Genomic DNA, 18,974 nt, shown 5'->3' on the forward strand with positions numbered 1-18,974 from the left:
TTTTATGGCCCCAGCTCAGCCTCCTTCCCACTTTATCCCCCATCGCCCCGCACGCTAATGAGCCGCGCCTGACATCACCCACCTCTCTGCGCGTCGCTTTGTATGCGCTGACGACCCTCCACGCGCCGTAGCCGACACAAGGCGGGCAGAAACTCATCTCCAGCCTGTGGGAAATCAAAAAACAAAAAAGCCTCCGGACAGAGGCTGTTAAGGAAGTAAGACAAAGTACGTTAGTTAGGCGTTGCTGCTCTGCGTCACCAGCTTGGCTGACTGCGAAGGCGTCGACTTAGGCGGTCTGATCACCAGCGTAATCATCAGAGAGATGACCGACAGCACGGTGATGGCGATGAAGGTGCTCTGGAATCCCCCTAGCTGCGCGGCGATGAAGGAACCAGACAACGCGCCCAGACCAAACCCCTGATAAATCAACCCGTAGTTTTTGCTGTGGTGACGCAGGCCGAAGAAGTCGCCCACGATCGCCGGGAAGACCGTGATGTTACCACCGAAGCAGAAGGCGACCGCGCCGGTGCACAGGAAGAAGGTCAGGTGGTTCATCGGCAGGAAGGCCATGACGGAGACAGAGATCGCCGTGACCAGCAGCGTGAAATTAATCACCCGCAGGCGGCCGACTTTGTCGGACAGCGATCCCAGTATCAGACGCCCCGCCGTGTTACAGATGGCGATGGCGGAGACGGCGTTAGCGGCGGTGACCGCATCCAGGCCCACCATGCGTACCCCGATATCTTTGGCGATGCCAATCAGATACAGACCGCTCATGCAGGCAGTGAAGAACACGACAAACAGCATCCAGGATTCTTTGACCGCCAGCATCTCGCTAACGGTAAAGTTGATGTTGCCAGCGCCAGTGGCATTCGCAGCGGTCGGCAGTACCCGCGCTTCTTTCAGCAGCAGAGACCCCGTCACGATTAGCGCCATCGCCATCATCCCCCACCAGAAGAATGTCTGGGAGATACCGACATGGCCCAACAATGCGCTGTTGATGTATTTGAACAGCAGGCTTCCGGTACCGTAAGCGCCGACAGACACGCCTGCGATCAGGCCTTTGCGGTTAGGGAACCATTTGATTAGGTTGGACAGCGTGGTGATGTAGGCCGTACCGTCGGCGAATCCGACCACCACGCCCACCAGCAACCAGATCGCCGTCAGTGAAGTAACGTAGGCGCTGCACATCAGAGCCAGTCCCAGCACCAGACCGGAAATCAACGTCAGTTTACGAATGCCGATGCGTTCCTGAATGCGGCCGGCGAACAGGGTGGCGAACGCCAGAAAGAAGCTGGTAATAGAGAAGGTCGTGGCGACAGAGCCGAGAGACCAGTTAAATTTGTCGACCAGAGGCTGGTTATAGAGGCTCCAGGTATAAATAGTTCCCAGACCCATTTGCGCCAGGATAGTCCCTGCCACAATCACTGCACGATTTACCGGTTTGGCGTTCATTCCGGATCCCTCATTAATTTTCTGGTGTTGAAATGAGCAGGTAAAAGCATCTGCTGAATAACACCATTATAAAGAGGAGGCTCATCCATGAGTTTAGTAAGGGCATGAACTGCTGCGCAGAGGGAATAAACTGCCTTTAAAGGCGCATTAACTGCCGGAACTCTTTGACCTTGCCGCGGCTAACGGGCACCTGGAAATCCAAATCGCTGAGCTTAAGGATGTAAGTATTGTTGAACCACGGTTCGATCTCGCGAATTTTACTCAGGTTGACGCAGTACGAGCGATGGCAACGGAAGAAGTAGGCTTCGGGCAGTCGACTACAGAACTCGGTGATGTTCATCGACATCACAAATTCGTCTCTCTTGGTGTAGACGAACGTCAATTTTTCGTGGGATTCCGCATAATAGATATCGTGAATATTCGTCACGATAATGCGTTTATCCTTCACCAGATTGATAGTCATCGGCGCCGAACGCGCCGCGCCGCCGACGACCGTGGTCGCCTGTTGCTGATGCCATGCCGCCTCGAGCTTTTGAAGCATGCTGACGATGCGCGTTTCGTGATACGGCTTCAGGATGTAGTCGAACGCTTCCAGCTCGAATGCTTCGACCGCATGGTTTTTATAAGCGGTAATAAAAACGACCAGCGGCTTGTGAGCGAACTGACTGATATTTTTCGCCAGCAGCACCCCGTCCAACGACGGAATATTAATATCCAGAAAGATGACGTCCACCTTGTGGTGCTGAAGGTATTTCAGCACGTCAAGGCCATCATCAAAGACCCCTTCCACCTTAATCTGGCTGTGCTCTTTGATCAGCCAGCTTAGCTCTTGCTGGGCAAGAAATTCATCTTCAACAATAATTGCTTTCACTAAAATATCCTGATGACTTGACTCAGGGAGGGAAGGCTACCGCGCTTTCCGGCAGCGACGCCCCGTTTTTACTGATGTAAAACTCGATTTCCGTACCCGGATTCAGCCGCCGAATGTGCAGACCATCGCCATACAATAGCTTGATACGGTGATGCACGTTAAGCAGCCCGATTTTGTTTCCCGGCATTTCATTTTTGGCGACCCACTCGATTACTTCATCGCTGATACCGCTGCCGGTATCCCGCACTGAGACGCGAATACGGTCGCCCACTTCCTGAATACTGAGCACCACCACACCATTGCCCTTACAGGGACGAACGCCGTGTACGATGGCATTTTCAATCAGCGGCTGAATCAGCAGGCTCGGAATATGGCAGTTGACGTCCTCATCGATGTCATAAAGCACCGTCAGCTTATCCCCGAAACGCGCCTGCTCGATGGCAATGTAATCTTTGACCTGATAGAGCTCGCTTTTGATATCGATAAGCTCGTCGTCGTTGCGTTCCAGGTTGTAACGCAAATAGCGAGATAAGTTGATAATCAGCTGACGCGCCGTATCCGGGTTCAGCCGAATCGACGTGGAGATCGCATTCAGCGCGTTGAACAGGAAGTGCGGGTTGATCTTACTCTGTAAGGCCCGCAGCTCCGCCCTATCCGCCATTTCCCTCAGTTGCTCGGCGCGCGACACCTCCAGCTGCGTGGAGATAATCTGCGACAGCCCGATCGCCATCTCTCTCAACGACCAGGTGATGCGGTAGGCGTGGCGATAGTAAATTTTCAGCGTCCCCGTGACCTTGCCCTTTTCCCTCAGCGGAATGACGATCATCGAGTGGATTTCCGGCGTTCGATGCGCCTCATCGTTATTTTTGATGATGATTTTCCCGCTCTTAAGCGCATGGAGCGTGGTCGGACTGAGATCGCGATCGCCGCTGTGATACTTCTCCTCACCGAAGCCAACGTAGGTCAGCACCTGCTGGGTGTTGGTCATCGCCACCGCGTCCGCGTTGATGTCGGTACGGATGATGTCGCACACCTTGCGCAGCGATTCGATATTCACATGCCGGAACAGCGGCAGCGTTTTGTTGGCGATATCGAGCGACAGCTTCGCCTGCCGGGCGGCAATCGCTTCTTTCTCCCCTTCCACGCTGCGCACCAGCAGCACGATCAGCCCGATGCTGACGGTACCGAGGATCATCGGGATCGCGATGTGGGCTACAATGTCCAGCCCCAGCGCGACAGGCCGCGTCCACAGCACCACCAGCAGCATGGTCAGCGTTTCGCACAGCATGCCGCCGACGATACCGATGCTCCAATGCTTATTACGGGGAATACGCAGGTGGATCCAGGCGGACATAAATCCGGCTACGATGCTGGTCACCAGACAGGGCACCGACGTGATACCGTCAATATCGATAAGATAGCGGTGCAACCCGGCGATAATACCGGTGGTGATCCCGACCCAAGGCCCGAACAGAATCCCCCCGGACATGACGGCGACCACGCGCACATTCACCAGAGAACCGTCGACATTAATGCCGGACCAGGTGCTGAACAACGCGAACATGGAAAAAATCGCCGTGACGACGAACAGATCGAACGGCGAGTGCTCGTCCTGCTGCAACAACTGCCGGAAATGGCGCGTTCGGGTCAGGAAAAAAAGGCAAATCAGCATCAGAGCGGCACGATCGTACACCGCCAACAGCATATTGAGGTTAGATTGCACAGGAATCTCACGCAATGAAAACGGATGCAGAGCCGCCATCATAAGGCAGTCCGCATCCGGGTGACAAATACCATTAAAAGACCAGGCGCGACGCCGCGCCAGTCGCTGAACAAAGAGGAAATAACGCCTTTAATAACGGAGCGAATATCGCCGGCGAACGAGGTAAGCTTCCGCCCGCCGTTCGGCTCCGTTAGCGATCGCCGCCGCTCAGTCGTCGTTGCAGTTGGTCACGCAGGTTCGGTGGCGTACCCTTGATGGTCAGCGTGTCGGTCGCCGCATCCCAGAAGATACGTTCGCCCAAAAGCAACGCGTCGAAATTGATGCTCAGCCCACCGCCGCTACCGGCGAATTTGGTCAACTGACGCAGCGTACTGCGGTCTGCCGGGAAGCTGTCCGCCAGCTCATAGCCCTGCTCTGTCGTGAAGGCTTCCAGCGTTTTATCGCCCAGAGGCGGCAGTTCCTGCGACAGGGAAGACAGCTCGATCTCTTCTCCGGCCTGTAGCTGCTCGTTGCAGTAACTGTAGACCTGCCGACGGTATTCCTGACGCTCGTTCTTATCCAGCGCCGCTTCCGCACAATACTCATCGACCGCCTTCAGCAAACCGCGGTTCTGCGCTTTGGTATCCAGCCCTTCCGCCGCGCCCAGGAAATCCATGAAGAAGTCGGAGACTTTGCGTCCCACCCGGCCTTTGAGGAACGTCAGATAGCGAGTGGACTCGGGATTGGTGTCCCATTCCGTCAAATCGATGCGGGCCACGATGTCGGCGTGGTTAATATCCAGATAATGGGTATTGCTGATATCCAACTGTTCGTTGACGCGCAGGCTACTGCAACTATTCAGTACGGTCACCAGCAGATACTCCACCGCCAGATAGCGGTACTGGCAAAACAGCACGATGCCGCCGTCGGCAAACGGGTACTTCGCCAGTTCGTCGCGCAAACGGCCGGTGGCGGCGCGAGTAAATGCCAGGAACTCCTCGTCGCCTCTGCGACAGGCCCGTAGTGCATCCGCCAGCTCGCTTTGCTCATTAAACAGACCGTAAGCTTTATTTTTGGCGCTGTATACGCGGTGCAATTCGGCCATCATGTCGTTTACAGCGTCGTTGGGGGTCAGTAACGAGTCGCGGAGGACTAATTCCAACGTTTGCTCATCGCGCTTGATTAACTGATGCAGGGCGATCTGGTCGATATCCAGACTCATGTTAGACTCTCCTTTTAGCAAGGTGCGTATTCAAGCACCTCAGCGTAGCTGCTGCAACCTTATCCGCCGTGGTCGCATCGTCCCGTCACTGACATTGTCTACGGCAATAAAAGTGCGGAAAACGATGCCTCTATACGGTAATATGTTCGACTTTAACCGTCTGAGAATCACCATTTTATGCCACGAACATCCCGTTATAGTGACGAACAAGTTGAACGATTGCTGTCGGATTTGGTCAATATTCTGGAAAAACATCGCGCACCAACCGATCTTGCTTTGATGGTGCTGGGAAACATGGTCACAAACCTGCTGAATACCAGCGTCGCTCCGGCCCAACGTCAGATGTTGGCGCGTTCCTTTGCCGAAGCGCTGCAGTCTTCGGTGAAAGCTGACAACACACACTGATGCCGATCTCTTTATGGTAACCAACCGCCCGCGCTACCGCGAAAAAGTCTCCCAGATGATTAGTTGGGGACACTGGTTTGCTCTTTTCAACATTCTCCTCAGTCTGGGACTGGGTAGCCGCTATCTGTTTGTTGCCGACTGGCCTGCCTCGCTGACCGGGCGTATTTACGCGCTGGTCAGCTGGCTCGGCCACTTCAGTTTTATTGGGTTCGCGATATACCTGCTGATTCTCTTCCCGCTCACGTTCTTCGTGATGTCGCAGCGCCTGTTGCGGGTGATCTCCGCAGCGGTGGCGACAGCGGGACTGACGCTGCTGATCATTGATTCCGCCGTGTTTGCCCGCTTCCATCTGCATCTCAATCTCACGGTATGGGAATTGGTCACTAACCCGGATCAGAGCGAAACGGCCCGCGACTGGCAGCTGTTGTTCATCAGTGTACCCATCATTTTTATGGTCGAAATGCTGTTCGGCACCTGGAGCTGGCAGAAGCTGCGCAGCCTGAACCGACGCAGTTTCGGCAAGCCCCTCGCCGGGGTTTTCATTGCCGCCTTCTGCGCTTCACATCTGATGTATATCTGGGCCGATGCCAATTTCTACCGGCCGATCACCATGCAGCGCGCCAACCTGCCGCTATCCTACCCGATGACGGCCCGCCGTTTTCTGGAGAAACATGGCTTGCTTGATGCGCAGGAATATCAGCGTCGTCTTACACAGCAGGGGAATCCCGAGGCGTTATCCGTCGAGTATCCGCTTAACGACATCACCTTCCGCGACGCGGGCAGCGGTTACAACCTGCTGTTGGTGGTGGTCGACAGTTTGCCGGAAAACACGCCGCAGGCGATGCCTGACCTGGCACGTTTCTCGGAGGAGAACGTCCGCTTCAGCCATCATCTCAGCGCGGGCAGCGACCCCAATGCCGGACTGCTCAATCTGTTTTACGGCATCTCCAGCACCTATATGGACGGTATCCTGGCCAGCAGCAAGCCGTCGGCGCTGATCGGCGCACTTGGGCAGCAGGGCTACCAGTTCAGCCTGTTCTCATCGTCGGGATTTAACAGCCCGCTTTATCGGCAAGCTCTGCTCTCTGACTTCTCATTGTCGGAAGCGGCTTCACAAAGTACTGACGCGATCGCGGCTCAATGGCTGAAATGGCTGGACGGGCACCCGTCAGGCTCTCGTTGGTTCTCCTACGTCGAACTTACTCATAACGTCAACACGAACCAGTCTACGTCGGAGCAGCAGCGCCGCTACCAGCAGGATAATGCAACGCTGGATCGCCAGATTGCGCGGATGCTAGACGGCTTACGCGAAAAAAATCTGCTGGATAACACCGTCGTCGTCGTGACCGCCGCGCAGAGCACGCCCGCCAGCCTGAGGGATAATATGCCAATGCCGATGGCGCGTTCGCTTTATCAGGTGCCGCTGGTGGTTCACTGGCCGGGAACGCCAGCGCAGATCATCAGCAAGATGACGGACCATAAGGATGTCATGACAACGCTGATGCAGCGTTTGCTACACGTACAGACGCCGGCGAGAGACTTCTCTCAAGGCGAAGATCTGTTTACAGCAGAGAGACGCAACGCCTGGCTGACTAACGGCAGCGACGATTTACTGTCGATCACGACGCCCGAACAGATTATCTTGCTGGGTACGCACGGCAGCTACCGTACCTTCGATCAGGAAGGTCGAGAACTTACGTCAGAAAAACCGCAGCTAGGCCTGCTATTGCAAGTGCTAACGGATGAAAGGCGATTTATCGCCAACTAACTGCCTAAATCTAAAGCAGTCGTTATGTTCAGCTATTGCAATCAGATCTGGAAACGGTAATATGTGCCTCCACAGTGTCGGCACGTAGCGCAGCTTGGTAGCGCACCGTCATGGGGTGTCGGGGGTCGGAGGTTCGAATCCTCTCGTGCCGACCAAATAATCCCTGAAAAACCAACCTCTTACGGTTGGTTTTTTTTCGCCTGAAATTTGCCGATGGTAAAATTCATCGACTTTTTCACATTCAATCCTTTCCAAATTGTTCGTCTATGCATGATTTGTAGATAAACCAGATCTCAGCAACCTCACCGCTTAATCATCTGGACTGCCCCTTTGCCAATCGGCAAATTATCATCAAGACTTAAGCCAAAGGCATAGTCTGCGCAGGCATAGTGCTTTACACTGCGCGCTGCAAAACAGAGTAGACAAACGATTAAGTAGGCGAAAACGGCGATGAATGGAACAATCACAACCTGGTTCAAAGATAAAGGCTTTGGATTTATTCAAGATGAGAATGGAGATAACCGTTATTTTCATGTAATCAAAGTCGCCAACCCTGATCACATCAAAAAAGATGCAGCAGTCACTTTCGAACCCACCACAAACAATAAGGGTTTATCCGCCTACGCGGTGAGAGTCATACCGGAAAGCAAATACATCTTCATCGCCGGCGAGCGCGTGAAGCTCACATCCATAAAGTCTTTCCAGGTTTACAGCGAAGAAGTGCCTGCTGACACCCGCATAGATAAAGAAAACACGGTGCTGTCTGTAGGTGCATTGATGGGATGTATCAAGCCGAAATCTGCCGCGAAACCGGGTGAAATTCGCTCGCTAAGAAAGCTCGCGATCACTACCTTCCAGGGCTCAACGTTGACCTTCACCGAAGATGAGATAGACGTGGATACTACGGTGAAACTGCTTAAGGGCTGATAACCATTTAGGCTGACTCTTGCCGAAATCCTGCTTCATTGATAGGCAAGATTTCGGCAGGCTGACAACCTCGGCGACGTCATCTTCAGCTCTTTCATAAATGATCCCAGCAACCAAATCACTCACATTATGCTCTGGTAAATACTTTTACCGCGTTAGGCCGCCATATCCTTCTTAAATAAATGCCTGCAAAGGACGGCTTATCGTGCGTTTTTTTCGCGCCAGCGGACGGTAATCCTTTAACCTGCCATGCTTTCAGGATGCGGCAAGATGGCTATTTCTGAGATCTCACAGCGCTACCATCCGATAAGGAATATCTGATTTAGAAAGCAAGTTGCTTCAGCCTTTGATATACATTCGAACTAGATCCAAAGCATGATGGTGCCCTGCAACCTGATACAGTCCCCAAAATTACAGGTATAATCCCATCATAATTTACCGGATTTAGAAACGAAGATGGCCAAACTTACCTTACAAGAACAGATGTTGAAAGCTGGATTAGTGACCAGCAAAAAAATGGCTAAAGTCCAAAGAACGGCTAAAAAATCACGCATTCAGGCTCGTGAGGCAAGAGCGGCGGTGGAAGAAAATAAAAAAGAACAACTCGAACGTGACAAACAGCTAAGCGAACAGCAGAAAATGGCTACTCTATCCAAAGAGTACAAAGCTCAGGTGAAGCAGCTGATTGAGATGAACAGAATCAATATGTTAAAGGGCGATATTGGCTTCAACTTCACAGATGGTAATTTAATCAAAAAAATAATTGTCGATAAGCTAACGCAAACTCAGCTAATTAGCGGTCGTCTCGCCATCGCACGTTTGGTGAAAGATAAGAGTGGTGAGAGCGAATATGCCATTATTCCTGCGAGTGTAGCCGATAAAATTGCTCAGCGTGATGCAAACACCATCGTATTAAATAGTGCGCTTAGTCAGGAAGAGCAGGATGAAGAAGACCCTTACGCCGATTTCAAAGTGCCCGATGATTTGATGTGGTAATTGATGCTGGAGCCTGTCCATAATTCTGTATAACTGCCACCATTTTCAAGGTGACGGCTTAGGTGGTCAGCGAACTCGATAATAAAGGACCCTGTAAATTGATCCTGAATGGAACAGGATTTTGGGTCAGGGTCAAGATGAACTGCACCCCAAAAGTTGGACACCCAACTAAGTAAGGTGCAGTTTTTTATGGCAAAGCCTAAATATTCCCTTGAAATCAGACTGGCTGTAGTCAATCACTATTTTGCCGGAAAGGAGGGAGCACAACGTACTGCAGAACGTTTTGGTGTCGAAAGAACATCAATTCGTCGCTGGGTCAGAGCCTGGCAACTACGTGGCATCAATGGCATTACCTGGAAAAATGACTGCCATCATGCAGAATTCAGACTCGTGGTGGTCAAGGCTATTCTCAATGAAGCGCTTTCTATGCGTGAAGCTGCTACACGGCTTAATATCTCAAGCACTGGGTTAACTTGCACAGAGAAGCCGGACAGGAAGGACTTCTGAATATTAAATGTGGTCGCCCTCAGAAAGTGAAAAAACAAGAAATCAATTCCCCCCTAACTGATAGGACTGGAAAAACTCTCGGCTGAACTTCGCTATCTGCGGGCGGAGAATGCCTATCTAAAAAAGCTGAAGGCCTTAGTTCAAAACGAGAAAGCAGGGTATGTCAGTGAATCACAAGACGGTACAACGTCTTATGGCAGAACTGTCGCTTCGCTCTCTGATCAGTAGGAAGAAATATCGCTCATGGAGAGGAGAAACAGGTAAAACCGCTCCCGATATCCTGAATCGTCGTTTCAGTGCGTCAAAAGCTAACGAAAAGTGGGTAACGGATGTCACTGGGTTCTTATTGCAGGGTAAGACGTTGTCCTTGTCACCGATCCTCGATCTGTTTAATCGGGAAATCATTTTATACAGCTTGTCAGAAAGGCCAGCGATGGAAATGGTTAACCGTATGCTGCTCGATGCCTTCACAAAACTCAGACAGGAAGAGAGGCCGTTACTCCACTCAGAGCAAGGTTGGCGGTATCGGATAGCGAGCTATCAGGAAAAATGAAAAGCACAGGGAGTCGAGCAAAGTATGTCTCGTAAAGGAAATTATCTGGATAATGCGATTGTGGATGATTTTTTCGGAATACTGAAATCGGAGTGTTTTTATCCTGGTCAGTCCAACAACATAGAAGAACTGAAGAAAGCGATAGAGGAATACATCCTTTATTACAACCACGAGCGGATAAGCCAGAAACTAAAAGGCCTGAGTCCGGTAGGATACCGAACTCAGGCACTGGAGGCCGCTTGATATGAACTGTCCAATATTATGGGGTCAGTTCAATCGAGACATGGGGCTTTTTTGAAATTAGTAGATAACGCTGGTAATATTTTTATTAATATTTGTACGTTATTCGCTATTTCAGCTAATGCTGTTTAACTGCTCCGGGCATTCCCATCATCGCTATCGTAAACCACATCAACATTCAAAAAAGATTATTCAGCAACAACATTGGTAGCTGAAGGACCTTTTGCACCATTTTCAACCAAGAATTCAACTTTCTGGCCTTCATAAAGCGTTTTGAAATTATCACCTTGGATGGCAGAGAAGTGAACGAACACATCTTTGCTGCCATTGCTCGGAGTGATAAAACCAAAGCCTTTATCAGCGTTGAACCATTTTACTAAACCAGTCATTTTATCAGACATAGATACTTCCTTTATTTTCCAGGTCGCGTTAAAGCGACAAATGTGGTCTGTTAGCAGAAATTATTTATAGGCGCTTAGGAGAAGACTCACGGAAAAGAGGTATCTAGGTAGGATAACGCTTGAACTGAGAACTGCTTTACTAAAATGCTTTACATAAGGTCTGTTTGCCAAACCGATGCATGCATTAACGCACGGACCAAAAAGTTAAGCAAGTATTATTTTCAAAAGACTGTTCACTGAGTGTATTTCATTTGGGAAAATAATCTTTTTCGGGGACACTATATTTTTATCCATTCAGATACCTTTTTTTTTGCCACTTAACGAGAAACAACAACCGTAGCGAAAGGAAAAGCCGTAAATTATCGACCTACAAAAAGAACGTCCTCTCATACGCTATACATAATGTAATAGGGTTTGAAGTGCACCGTGATGAAAATAAGAGGTAAACGCCCATGTCATTAAGCGATTGGATATGGAAAAAAATTGATTCTCTTACTGACTACTATCGTAATGGCAGAGGTCATTATGTATTTGACGACGTCTAAATGGTTCCCCTGGGAATGGTAGAAATGCGCCGCCCTGCCCATCGTCGCCTGATACTAGGTTACAAACCGTGCTACCAGCTCCAGATTTTAATCAATACTGCCGCAGAAAGGCACCAACAAACCACGGAAGCCGCAAGCGCCTGCGCCAATTTCATCATATCCGTGAAATAGTAGAGCGAGATGAGATAAATCAGGTAAGGGATAACAGACCAAATGCCAAACAGAATGGTAGAACGCAGCGCATCCAACCCACGTTCGGTACCTACGATATAATGGGCAATCAACGCAAATGTGGGAAAAAGTGGCACCAGCCCGGCAATGTAATAATTACGCGTCTTCGCTAGGAGCCCAATCAACACAACAACCAATGCGCCAAGCACGGCTTTTAAAAGGATAGCCATTTATAATCTCTTTTTCTCTTCATTCCAGCACGTTACCTTTAATGCAAGCCTATGTGAAATAAACAAAAATAATGGTATGACGGCGGCGTCAGTTCCTTATGCAAGCAGCATGCATAATCATCCGCCCCCATACCCGGTTTAGCCTTCACGGTTCCACGGCATGCGCATGAGAAAGCGGGCCAAACCGCAGAAGCCGCTGAGTCCAGAAAACACCAGTCCAGCCCCAACGATACCCGCTAGCCAATAAAATGCTGGATGCAATACCTGTCCCAGAATTACTCCGGCCAATACAGTACTGCCCGCGACGATTTGAACCTGCCGCATGATGTCCATCGCCTGGCGTTTACCTTTCACTGTGGGCAAACCGGCGCGCTTCCATGCCTGTAATCCTCCGGTCAGCAAATACGTCTGAGCCGCACCCGCCGCCTCGGTCAATTGAGCGCGATGCTGAGTAGAGCGCATCCCTGAAAGACACAAAAAAATCACGTTATTCGCACCAGAGAGAACCTCATGCATTTTATCGACATTCAGCGATGCCATCGGGCAGGACACAGAGTGAGGTATATGTTCACGCTCATACTCATCGACCAGACGGATATCCACCAGCACCGCCCCCATCTTCAGTAATTGTTGCGCTATTTGCGGGGTCACAGATTGAGACGACGGCATGAAACTCTCCAGAAACAAGCAGGTTGAGGTTCAAGTATAGGTGAGAGTCAGACAGCAAGATATGTATGCGACATCACGATCTCTCCCGCTTTTGTCATGGGGAGTGGAACAATGAAATATCACATCAAAATCAACGGAACGATGCGTAGATGCCGGGGTCTATAACCCTAAGAGGCAAGACGACGTAGGAACAGTGTATGACAGTGCGACATAAAAAATCCGCCCCGAAGAGCGGATTTTACAGACACAGTTGGCATCCTATAATGATGAGTGTCTTGATACGATTAGAAACGGTAGCCTACGCCAACGTTCCAGCTGCCGACATCCACACTGCGGATACGGCTCTGTTCGTAACCTACATCCAGCGCAACGTTCTGCATTGGGTTGAACTGCAGACCGGCACCGTATACAACGCCGACATCATCGTTCTTAGCGTTTGCAGTACCGTTATCAGCGTTGTGGGTGTACTTGCCGCTGCTCATACCGACAACACCGTAGATGCTTGCCCAGTCATTGAAGCGGAAAGCAGGACCAGCGCTGAAGCCGTAATAAGTCCCTTTCTGGTAGACGTTATTTACGGTCTGGCTGTCTTGCAGGTAGGTGAATGAACCGATCACACCCAGCGGAGAGTTGTCGAATTCATAACGGTATTTCAGGTTGAAACCCGGGAGCTTGTTCATAACACCTTGAGCATCACCCTGGGCATAACCTACAGATACAGTACTCTCGCCAGCCATCGCAGAACCGGCACTTACGGCTAAAACACAAGCCAAAGCTGAAAGACACGCAATTTTTTTCATATACAGCCTCGAATCACTCTTATGAAAGAATATTAAAGCGCTATAAATATAACAACAAATCGGCGTTATTGCTGAGTCTCAAATACTTTTCAATTAGGTTAAACATGTAACAAGGCTTTTCTTGAATCTGCAAAACCCTTTAAATTCATTGTTTTATATGAAAAAGTTATATCACAAAAACATAAAATCAAGAGAAATAAAAATGCAGAAAATTCTTACTAAAACTAACTCCCCACAGAAAGTTTGCAATGCACAAAAGATACGTAAATTAAAGTCAGTAATGGTAAATGATTAGCAAATAAATTATCCATCAATGATTTTATTCCCTTTCTCAAATTATTTGCGCTTATTGTTTATACAGTTCCGTTCCGAAAGTAATTTTCGCGACGTAGAAGAAAGTGACCCGCGAAAAATAAATATTAGAAAAAATAAGACTCAAGTCTGGCGTGTTTTTTTAATTTGTGCTACCGGTACTAAAATAAGAATGGTACTACGGTCAGGTGGTTACCCCTGCCGACTAGTTTTTCCGTTCAGCCCCTTCACGTAAGCTGTAAAACAAGCAGAGAGGTAATTTTGCTATCAGTATCACAGCGGTTCCCCCTCCTACAATCAGGCAAAAACGCTCTGTTACATTGCGTAAACTTTTTCAACAAATTTATTCCGCCAATACTATTTTATTCGGCTGCCCGGCCTTGAATGTCGCCAGATTTGGGGTTTATTTTTTCTCCTATTAAATGCTATGTCTCTGTATTTTTTATAAAGAAAATAGCCGATGAAAAACAGGCGCTTTAGAGATACATATGGAGGGTGATAATGCGAGTAATTTCCGATAACATCCTGATGTCATTAAATTTTGACGATAGTGTCTATCTGTTCGATAGGCAAATTTTTACAAACGGTTTCGGCGGAGCTGCTATAATTAGTCACGTAAAACATCAAGACTGATGATTAATGAGATTAAGAGGCAATAACTATGCGTACAGCTAAACTGGTAAAACCCACCTCTTCAGAACTACGTTACACGCTTAACGATCAGGATGACGAAATAAAAGTTTCCACCATCAAGCTGTTGAACCAGCTGGTTGTTGATTTCACTGACCTATCCTTGATCACTAAGCAGGCTCACTGGAACATGCGCGGTGCTAACTTCATCGGTGTTCACGAAATGCTGGACACATTCCGCACCGCCATCGTAGACCATCTGGATACTATCGCAGAGCGTGTCGTACAGCTGGGCGGCGTCGCGCTGGGTACGACCCAGGCGATTAATGCGAATACCTCGCTGAAAAGCTACCCGACTGACATTCACAACGTGCAGGATCATCTGAAAGCGCTGGCAGAACGTTACGGTATCGTGGCTAATGAAACACGCAAAGGTATTGTTCAGACTGGCGATGAAGATACAGCCGACATTCTGACCGCCGCCTCGCGTGACCTGGACAAATTCCTGTGGTTCATCGAATCCAACATCGAATAACTCTCCAGCATTATTTATGATGCCGTTACAGACCGCCCACGGGCGGTCTGCTTGTTTTTATCGCTCACGTTGTCTCTCCCCGCCGAATCTTCGCTTCCAGAAGCATTTTCCGTCAGGGTACGCAAAACACTTAACTCTCGAATATTTAGCCCGCACGCTAATCAACAGTTGTCACCCCAAGTCAATTAAGTTAATCATACTGGTGCAGTGTGCACATAAAAGGCCTGTGATCAAAAACACAGGCTGTGCCGCTCTGCACTTGCTGTCTGCGCCGTGTGAGTCCCGCTTGCAGCAACCACATCGCTCCCCAAAACAATGAAATAAAACGGTATTTATAGGAAACAACCAATGACACCATTTCTTAAATTTTTAGTCGCCACACTCATGCTCGCCTGTAGCTTCAGCAGTCATTCAGCGGATAAGACGCTGATCGTAGCAACCGATACCGCGTTCGTTCCTTTTGAGTTCAAGCAAGGCGATAAATATGTTGGATTTGATATCGACCTCTGGGACGCCATTGCCAAACAGTTGAATCTGAACTACACGCTGAAGCCGATGGATTTCAGCGGTATCATTCCCGCTTTGCAGACCCGCAACATCGACGTGGCATTAGCCGGCATTACCATCACCGACGCGCGCAAGCAGGCGATTGATTTTTCCGACGGTTACTACAACAGCGGTCTGCTGGTCATGGTGAAAGCCGATAATCAGGAAATTAAAGGCGAGCAGGATTTGACTGACAAAATTATCGCCGTGAAAAGCGGCACCGGCTCCGTGGACTACGCGAAGGCGAATATTAAAACCAAAAGCCTGCGTCAGTTCCCGAACATCGATAACGCGTATATGGAGCTGTCCACGAATCGCGCCGATGCGGTGCTGCACGACACGCCCAATATTCTCTACTTCATCAAAACCGCCGGCCACGGCCAATTCAAAGCCGTCGGCGACTCCATCAAAGCCCAGCAGTACGGTATCGCCTTCCCGAAAAACAGCGAATTGCGCGAACGGGTGAACGGTGCGCTTAAAACCCTGCGTGAAAACGGCACCTATGCAGCTATCTATCAGAAATGGTTTGGTACTGAACCTAAATAACCGCCGTTAGTTTGTGGAGAAATTTCATGCAGTTTGATTGGAGTGCCATTTGGCCTTCCCTGCCCCTTCTTCTGGAAGGGGCCAAAATGACCCTGTTGATTTCGGTTCTGGGTCTGCTGGGTGGCGTCATCATCGGCGTATTCGCGGGGTTCGTGCGCGTTTACGGCAACTGGATATCCAGCCGTATCGCGCTGGTATTTATCGAAATCATTCGCGGCACGCCGATTGTTGTGCAGGTGATGTTCATTTATTTCGCGTTGCCGATGATCCTGACCTCGGTACGCATCGACCCGTTTGCCGCCGCCGTCGTCACCATCATGATCAACTCGGGAGCGTATATCGCTGAGATTACGCGCGGTTCAGTCCTGTCCATCAATAAAGGCTTTTCAGAAGCCGGTATGGCGCTGGGTCTGTCTCGTCGTGACACCTTGCGTTACGTCGTTGCGCCGCTGGCGCTGCGCCGGATGCTCCCTCCGCTGGGCAACCAATGGATTATCAGCATCAAGGATACTTCGCTGTTTATCGTCATCGGCGTCGCTGAACTGACCCGTCAGGGACAGGAGATCATCGCCGGGAACTTCCGCGCACTGGAAATCTGGAGCGCGGTCGCCGTGATTTATCTAGTTATTACGCTGGTGCTGAGCTTCCTTCTGCGCCGTCTGGAAAGAAGACTTAAAATTATATGATTGAATTTAAAAACGTTTCTAAACACTATGGGCAAACACAGGTTCTCCATGACATCGACCTGAAAATTAATCAGGGCGAAGTCGTGGTGATTATTGGCCCCTCCGGCTCAGGGAAGTCCACCCTGCTGCGCTGCATCAACAAACTCGAAGAGATTACCAGCGGAGAGCTGGTGGTCGACGGGCTGAAAGTGAACGACCCCAAAGTGGACGAACGCCTCATCCGTCAGGAAGCCGGCATGGTCTTTCAGCAGTTCTACCTGTTCCCACAGATGACCGCGCTGGAAAATGTGGCTTTCGGTCCTATTCGCGTCCGGGGAGCCAGTAAGGAAGAGGCAGAGAAACAGGCGATGGCGCTGCTGGAGAAAGTGGGGCTGTCCGAACGGGCACATCACTACCCTTCCGAACTCTCCGGCGGTCAGCAGCAGCGCGTGGCGATTGCCCGCGCGCTGGCGGTGAAACCGAAGATGATGTTATTTGATGAACCCACCTCGGCGCTCGACCCAGAGCTGCGTCACGAAGTGCTAACCGTGATGAAAGATCTGGCGGAAGAAGGGATGACGATGGTCATCGTCACCCACGAAGTCGGTTTTGCTCAAAAAGTCGCGTCGCGCCTCATCTTCATCGATAAAGGCCGCATCGCGGAAGACGGCGAGCCGGATACGTTGATCAGCCATCCCCCCAGCGAACGTCTGCGCGAGTTCCTGCAGCACGTGGCGTAATCGCCCAAAAACAGAACGTATCCTCGCGGATACGTTCTGCCCTTACCTCACTCATCCCCTACGTCTGTGTACCGCAGGCGACCACGTTTTATCCCTGTTTGCTGGCCAGCACGGCATCGTGCAGGTTCAAGCGCTGCCAGAAGTTACCCTCGCTGCTGCCCGACAGCGGATAGCCATCCGCCTCCGCCGTTTTCACCATCAGCGCCCGACGCTGCTCGGCGCTGAACTCCGGCAACGGTCCTTCCAATAGTACTTCAGCGCCTTTTGGCACGTTGACCGGATGCGCGGCCACTTTGGCGGCGGGCAGCCCATAGCTCATCGTGAAGCGATAGAACTGACGCATGGCGGGTTGAGTGTAAGGATCGTCTTTACCCTGAGGCTGCGCGCACTTCGCCAGGCTCATGCCACAGGCCTGCTCCAGCGCGGTGCGCATCTGAGCTTTGGCCTCAGTGAACAGCTTCTTGTACTCCGGATCGTTCATCAGCGTGGCAATCTGATGCTCCGCCGTCATTCGGCCGCCCATCACATCCAGCGGGTAATGCACTCCTAGCACGACGCGGGAGTAACCGTAGGTCGCCGCGCGGTCAATCAGCGGAACGAAGCGTTCAGGCAACATTTCCGCCAGCAGCAACGCATCGTTGTAGCCGCTGTTGGTGTGGCCGCTTGGGAACGCGTCGCCCAACGCGGTATAAGGCACGAAATCATTGATGACCGCCGTATCCGGGACCAGATGGATTGCGTTTCCCGGCTGTTTAAACGGACGTGGGTAATGGTAAAACAGTTTCGCCGGCAACGTGCTGACGGCGCTGGCCTTGATCAACGCCGCAGCCTTGCCCATCTCACCACGCTGATAAACGTCGATAAAAGCGTTGCCTAGCCTCGGTCCAAGCGCTTCCGCGAGAGCGTAAAAATAACGAATGTTCTCCGCATCGATTAGCGCCTTTTGACGCAGCGCGTCTGATGCATCCTGATTGATACGCTCCACCGTAGCGCGGTTTTGGCTCAGCAGCGTCGGCGTCAGCTGGTTAAACACCGACAGCAATTTGATGCTGTCTTGTTCACGCGCTTCCTCCCGGAAGTCGTAGCTCGCCGCTTCCAGCCACGCCGTATCAGCCTGAGGCGATGCCTGCTGCGCTCGTGTCAGCGTCTGCGCGTCACCGCGCAGCATCACCTGTAATTGCTTCTGTACCCGCTTTTCCAGCGCGACATATTCCGAGCTGGCGTTGGCCGCCGTAGTGGATTGAACCTCCGTCATCGCTACATACAACGTATGTTCGGGCAAGGCGGCGGGAGTCTGGGAGAAGGTCAAGACACAGGCGACGGCGACGAAGAGAGAAGAATAGCGCATGTTATTTCCTTGAATTTCAGATAGAAGGCCGGTCCGTTTTTCCCTGAACGGGGAAAATATGGCGCAGAAAATTCACATGGCAATCAGCCTAGATCGTCATTGTGACCGTCCCGTGACAATGCCGACATTTCGGCATCCTGCGATACGGCGTCAATCGTCATCGCGTGGTGCGGCTTAAATATAACGTCTG

17 protein-coding genes, 1 tRNA gene and 1 pseudogene are annotated in these 18,974 nt (G+C 50.7%); 10 read left to right on the forward strand and 9 right to left on the reverse strand.

All coding sequences use genetic code 11. The features are described 5' to 3' along the window. Positions 1 to 234: 234 nt before the first annotated feature. The 4 genes from I6N93_RS09590 to yejK form a co-directional block, all read right to left on the reverse strand. Positions 235 to 1,455, reverse strand: a complete 1,221-nt coding sequence (locus tag I6N93_RS09590) for an L-lactate MFS transporter (RefSeq protein WP_085684678.1) — start codon at positions 1,453 to 1,455, stop codon at positions 235 to 237. Between the two features lie 136 nt (positions 1,456 to 1,591). Next, positions 1,592 to 2,326 (reverse strand): LytR/AlgR family response regulator transcription factor, encoded by a 735-nt coding sequence (locus I6N93_RS09595; RefSeq protein WP_085684680.1) that lies wholly within the window; start codon positions 2,324 to 2,326, stop codon positions 1,592 to 1,594. A 22-nt stretch (positions 2,327 to 2,348) separates the two neighbouring features. Next, positions 2,349 to 4,049, reverse strand: a complete 1,701-nt coding sequence (locus tag I6N93_RS09600; RefSeq protein WP_085684975.1) for a sensor histidine kinase — start codon at positions 4,047 to 4,049, stop codon at positions 2,349 to 2,351. A gap of 190 nt (positions 4,050 to 4,239) precedes the next feature. Continuing rightward, the gene (yejK, locus tag I6N93_RS09605; RefSeq protein ID WP_085684682.1) at positions 4,240 to 5,250 is read right to left on the reverse strand and encodes a nucleoid-associated protein YejK; all 1,011 of its coding nucleotides are present in this window, start codon (positions 5,248 to 5,250) and stop codon (positions 4,240 to 4,242) included. A gap of 177 nt (positions 5,251 to 5,427) precedes the next feature. Between yejK and I6N93_RS09610 the strand changes: the two genes are divergently transcribed. From I6N93_RS09610 to I6N93_RS09635, 6 genes and pseudogenes are all read left to right on the forward strand, one after another. Then, positions 5,428 to 5,655: a YejL family protein gene (locus tag I6N93_RS09610; protein WP_085684684.1), complete on the forward strand. Its 228-nt coding sequence runs from the start codon at positions 5,428 to 5,430 to the stop codon at positions 5,653 to 5,655. A gap of 13 nt (positions 5,656 to 5,668) precedes the next feature. Beyond that, on the forward strand, positions 5,669 to 7,423 hold the full coding sequence (gene yejM / locus I6N93_RS09615) for an LPS biosynthesis-modulating metalloenzyme YejM (RefSeq protein ID WP_085684686.1): 1,755 nt from the start codon (positions 5,669 to 5,671) through the stop codon (positions 7,421 to 7,423). Positions 7,424 to 7,501: 78 nt separating this feature from the next. Then, a tRNA-Pro gene (locus tag I6N93_RS09620) sits at positions 7,502 to 7,578 on the forward strand. Positions 7,579 to 7,873: 295 nt separating this feature from the next. Next, positions 7,874 to 8,350 carry a cold-shock protein gene (locus I6N93_RS09625; RefSeq protein ID WP_085684688.1) on the forward strand — a complete coding sequence of 159 codons (477 nt, stop codon included), beginning with the start codon at positions 7,874 to 7,876 and terminating at the stop codon, positions 8,348 to 8,350. A gap of 456 nt (positions 8,351 to 8,806) precedes the next feature. Further along, entirely contained in the window at positions 8,807 to 9,346 is a 540-nt protein-coding gene (locus tag I6N93_RS09630; RefSeq protein WP_085684690.1) for a DUF2058 domain-containing protein, read from the forward strand. 189 nt (positions 9,347 to 9,535) lie between these two features. Beyond that, positions 9,536 to 10,649, forward strand: a pseudogene (locus I6N93_RS09635) (IS3 family transposase). 185 nt (positions 10,650 to 10,834) lie between these two features. Here I6N93_RS09635 and cspE read toward each other — a convergent pair. The 4 genes from cspE to ompX all read right to left on the reverse strand — a co-directional run bounded on the left by cspE (position 10,835) and on the right by ompX (position 13,462). Continuing rightward, entirely contained in the window at positions 10,835 to 11,047 is a 213-nt protein-coding gene (gene cspE, locus I6N93_RS09640; RefSeq protein ID WP_085684692.1) for a transcription antiterminator/RNA stability regulator CspE, read from the reverse strand. 616 nt (positions 11,048 to 11,663) lie between these two features. Continuing rightward, positions 11,664 to 11,993 carry a GlpM family protein gene (locus I6N93_RS09645; protein WP_085684694.1) on the reverse strand — a complete coding sequence of 110 codons (330 nt, stop codon included), beginning with the start codon at positions 11,991 to 11,993 and terminating at the stop codon, positions 11,664 to 11,666. Between the two features lie 138 nt (positions 11,994 to 12,131). Then, the gene (locus tag I6N93_RS09650) at positions 12,132 to 12,662 is read right to left on the reverse strand and encodes a rhodanese family protein (protein ID WP_085684696.1); all 531 of its coding nucleotides are present in this window, start codon (positions 12,660 to 12,662) and stop codon (positions 12,132 to 12,134) included. 284 nt (positions 12,663 to 12,946) lie between these two features. Further along, the gene (gene ompX / locus I6N93_RS09655) at positions 12,947 to 13,462 is read right to left on the reverse strand and encodes an outer membrane protein OmpX (protein WP_026740537.1); all 516 of its coding nucleotides are present in this window, start codon (positions 13,460 to 13,462) and stop codon (positions 12,947 to 12,949) included. Positions 13,463 to 14,435: 973 nt separating this feature from the next. On the opposite strand from ompX, the gene dps reads away from it, so the two are divergent. The 4 genes from dps (at position 14,436) to glnQ (ending at position 17,436) form a co-directional block, all read left to right on the forward strand. Next, positions 14,436 to 14,939, forward strand: coding sequence for a DNA starvation/stationary phase protection protein Dps (gene dps / locus I6N93_RS09660; protein ID WP_085684698.1), 504 nt, complete (start codon positions 14,436 to 14,438; stop codon positions 14,937 to 14,939). Between the two features lie 348 nt (positions 14,940 to 15,287). Next, the gene (glnH, locus tag I6N93_RS09665; protein ID WP_085684700.1) at positions 15,288 to 16,031 is read left to right on the forward strand and encodes a glutamine ABC transporter substrate-binding protein GlnH; all 744 of its coding nucleotides are present in this window, start codon (positions 15,288 to 15,290) and stop codon (positions 16,029 to 16,031) included. A gap of 26 nt (positions 16,032 to 16,057) precedes the next feature. Further along, positions 16,058 to 16,717 (forward strand): glutamine ABC transporter permease GlnP, encoded by a 660-nt coding sequence (glnP, locus tag I6N93_RS09670; RefSeq protein ID WP_085684702.1) that lies wholly within the window; start codon positions 16,058 to 16,060, stop codon positions 16,715 to 16,717. Continuing rightward, positions 16,714 to 17,436 carry a glutamine ABC transporter ATP-binding protein GlnQ gene (gene glnQ, locus I6N93_RS09675; protein WP_085684704.1) on the forward strand — a complete coding sequence of 241 codons (723 nt, stop codon included), beginning with the start codon at positions 16,714 to 16,716 and terminating at the stop codon, positions 17,434 to 17,436. Before glnP ends, glnQ begins: the two co-directional genes overlap by 4 nt. Before the next feature lie 88 nt (positions 17,437 to 17,524). Here glnQ and I6N93_RS09680 read toward each other — a convergent pair whose 3' ends face one another. Beyond that, complete coding sequence (locus tag I6N93_RS09680) at positions 17,525 to 18,784, reverse strand: acid phosphatase (RefSeq protein ID WP_085684706.1); 1,260 nt, start codon at positions 18,782 to 18,784, stop codon at positions 17,525 to 17,527. Positions 18,785 to 18,974: the final 190 nt, after the last annotated feature.

Origin of the sequence: Lonsdalea populi (assembly GCF_015999465.1) — a bacterium.
GTDB classification, from domain to species: Bacteria; Pseudomonadota; Gammaproteobacteria; order Enterobacterales; family Enterobacteriaceae; genus Lonsdalea; species Lonsdalea populi.

Coding starts and splice junctions, on each gene's coding strand:
- I6N93_RS09590 (WP_085684678.1), bottom strand. CDS start 1,455: ATGAACGCCAAACCGGTAAATCGTGCAGTGATTGTGGCAGGGACTATC.
- yejK (WP_085684682.1), bottom strand. CDS start 5,250: ATGAGTCTGGATATCGACCAGATCGCCCTGCATCAGTTAATCAAGCGC.
- I6N93_RS09610 (WP_085684684.1), top strand. CDS start 5,428: ATGCCACGAACATCCCGTTATAGTGACGAACAAGTTGAACGATTGCTG.
- yejM (WP_085684686.1), top strand. CDS start 5,669: ATGGTAACCAACCGCCCGCGCTACCGCGAAAAAGTCTCCCAGATGATT.
- I6N93_RS09625 (WP_085684688.1), top strand. CDS start 7,874: ATGAATGGAACAATCACAACCTGGTTCAAAGATAAAGGCTTTGGATTT.
- I6N93_RS09630 (WP_085684690.1), top strand. CDS start 8,807: ATGGCCAAACTTACCTTACAAGAACAGATGTTGAAAGCTGGATTAGTG.
- cspE (WP_085684692.1), bottom strand. CDS start 11,047: ATGTCTGATAAAATGACTGGTTTAGTAAAATGGTTCAACGCTGATAAA.
- I6N93_RS09645 (WP_085684694.1), bottom strand. CDS start 11,993: ATGGCTATCCTTTTAAAAGCCGTGCTTGGCGCATTGGTTGTTGTGTTG.
- I6N93_RS09650 (WP_085684696.1), bottom strand. CDS start 12,662: ATGCCGTCGTCTCAATCTGTGACCCCGCAAATAGCGCAACAATTACTG.
- ompX (WP_026740537.1), bottom strand. CDS start 13,462: ATGAAAAAAATTGCGTGTCTTTCAGCTTTGGCTTGTGTTTTAGCCGTA.
- dps (WP_085684698.1), top strand. CDS start 14,436: ATGCGTACAGCTAAACTGGTAAAACCCACCTCTTCAGAACTACGTTAC.
- glnH (WP_085684700.1), top strand. CDS start 15,288: ATGACACCATTTCTTAAATTTTTAGTCGCCACACTCATGCTCGCCTGT.
- glnP (WP_085684702.1), top strand. CDS start 16,058: ATGCAGTTTGATTGGAGTGCCATTTGGCCTTCCCTGCCCCTTCTTCTG.
- glnQ (WP_085684704.1), top strand. CDS start 16,714: ATGATTGAATTTAAAAACGTTTCTAAACACTATGGGCAAACACAGGTT.
- I6N93_RS09680 (WP_085684706.1), bottom strand. CDS start 18,784: ATGCGCTATTCTTCTCTCTTCGTCGCCGTCGCCTGTGTCTTGACCTTC.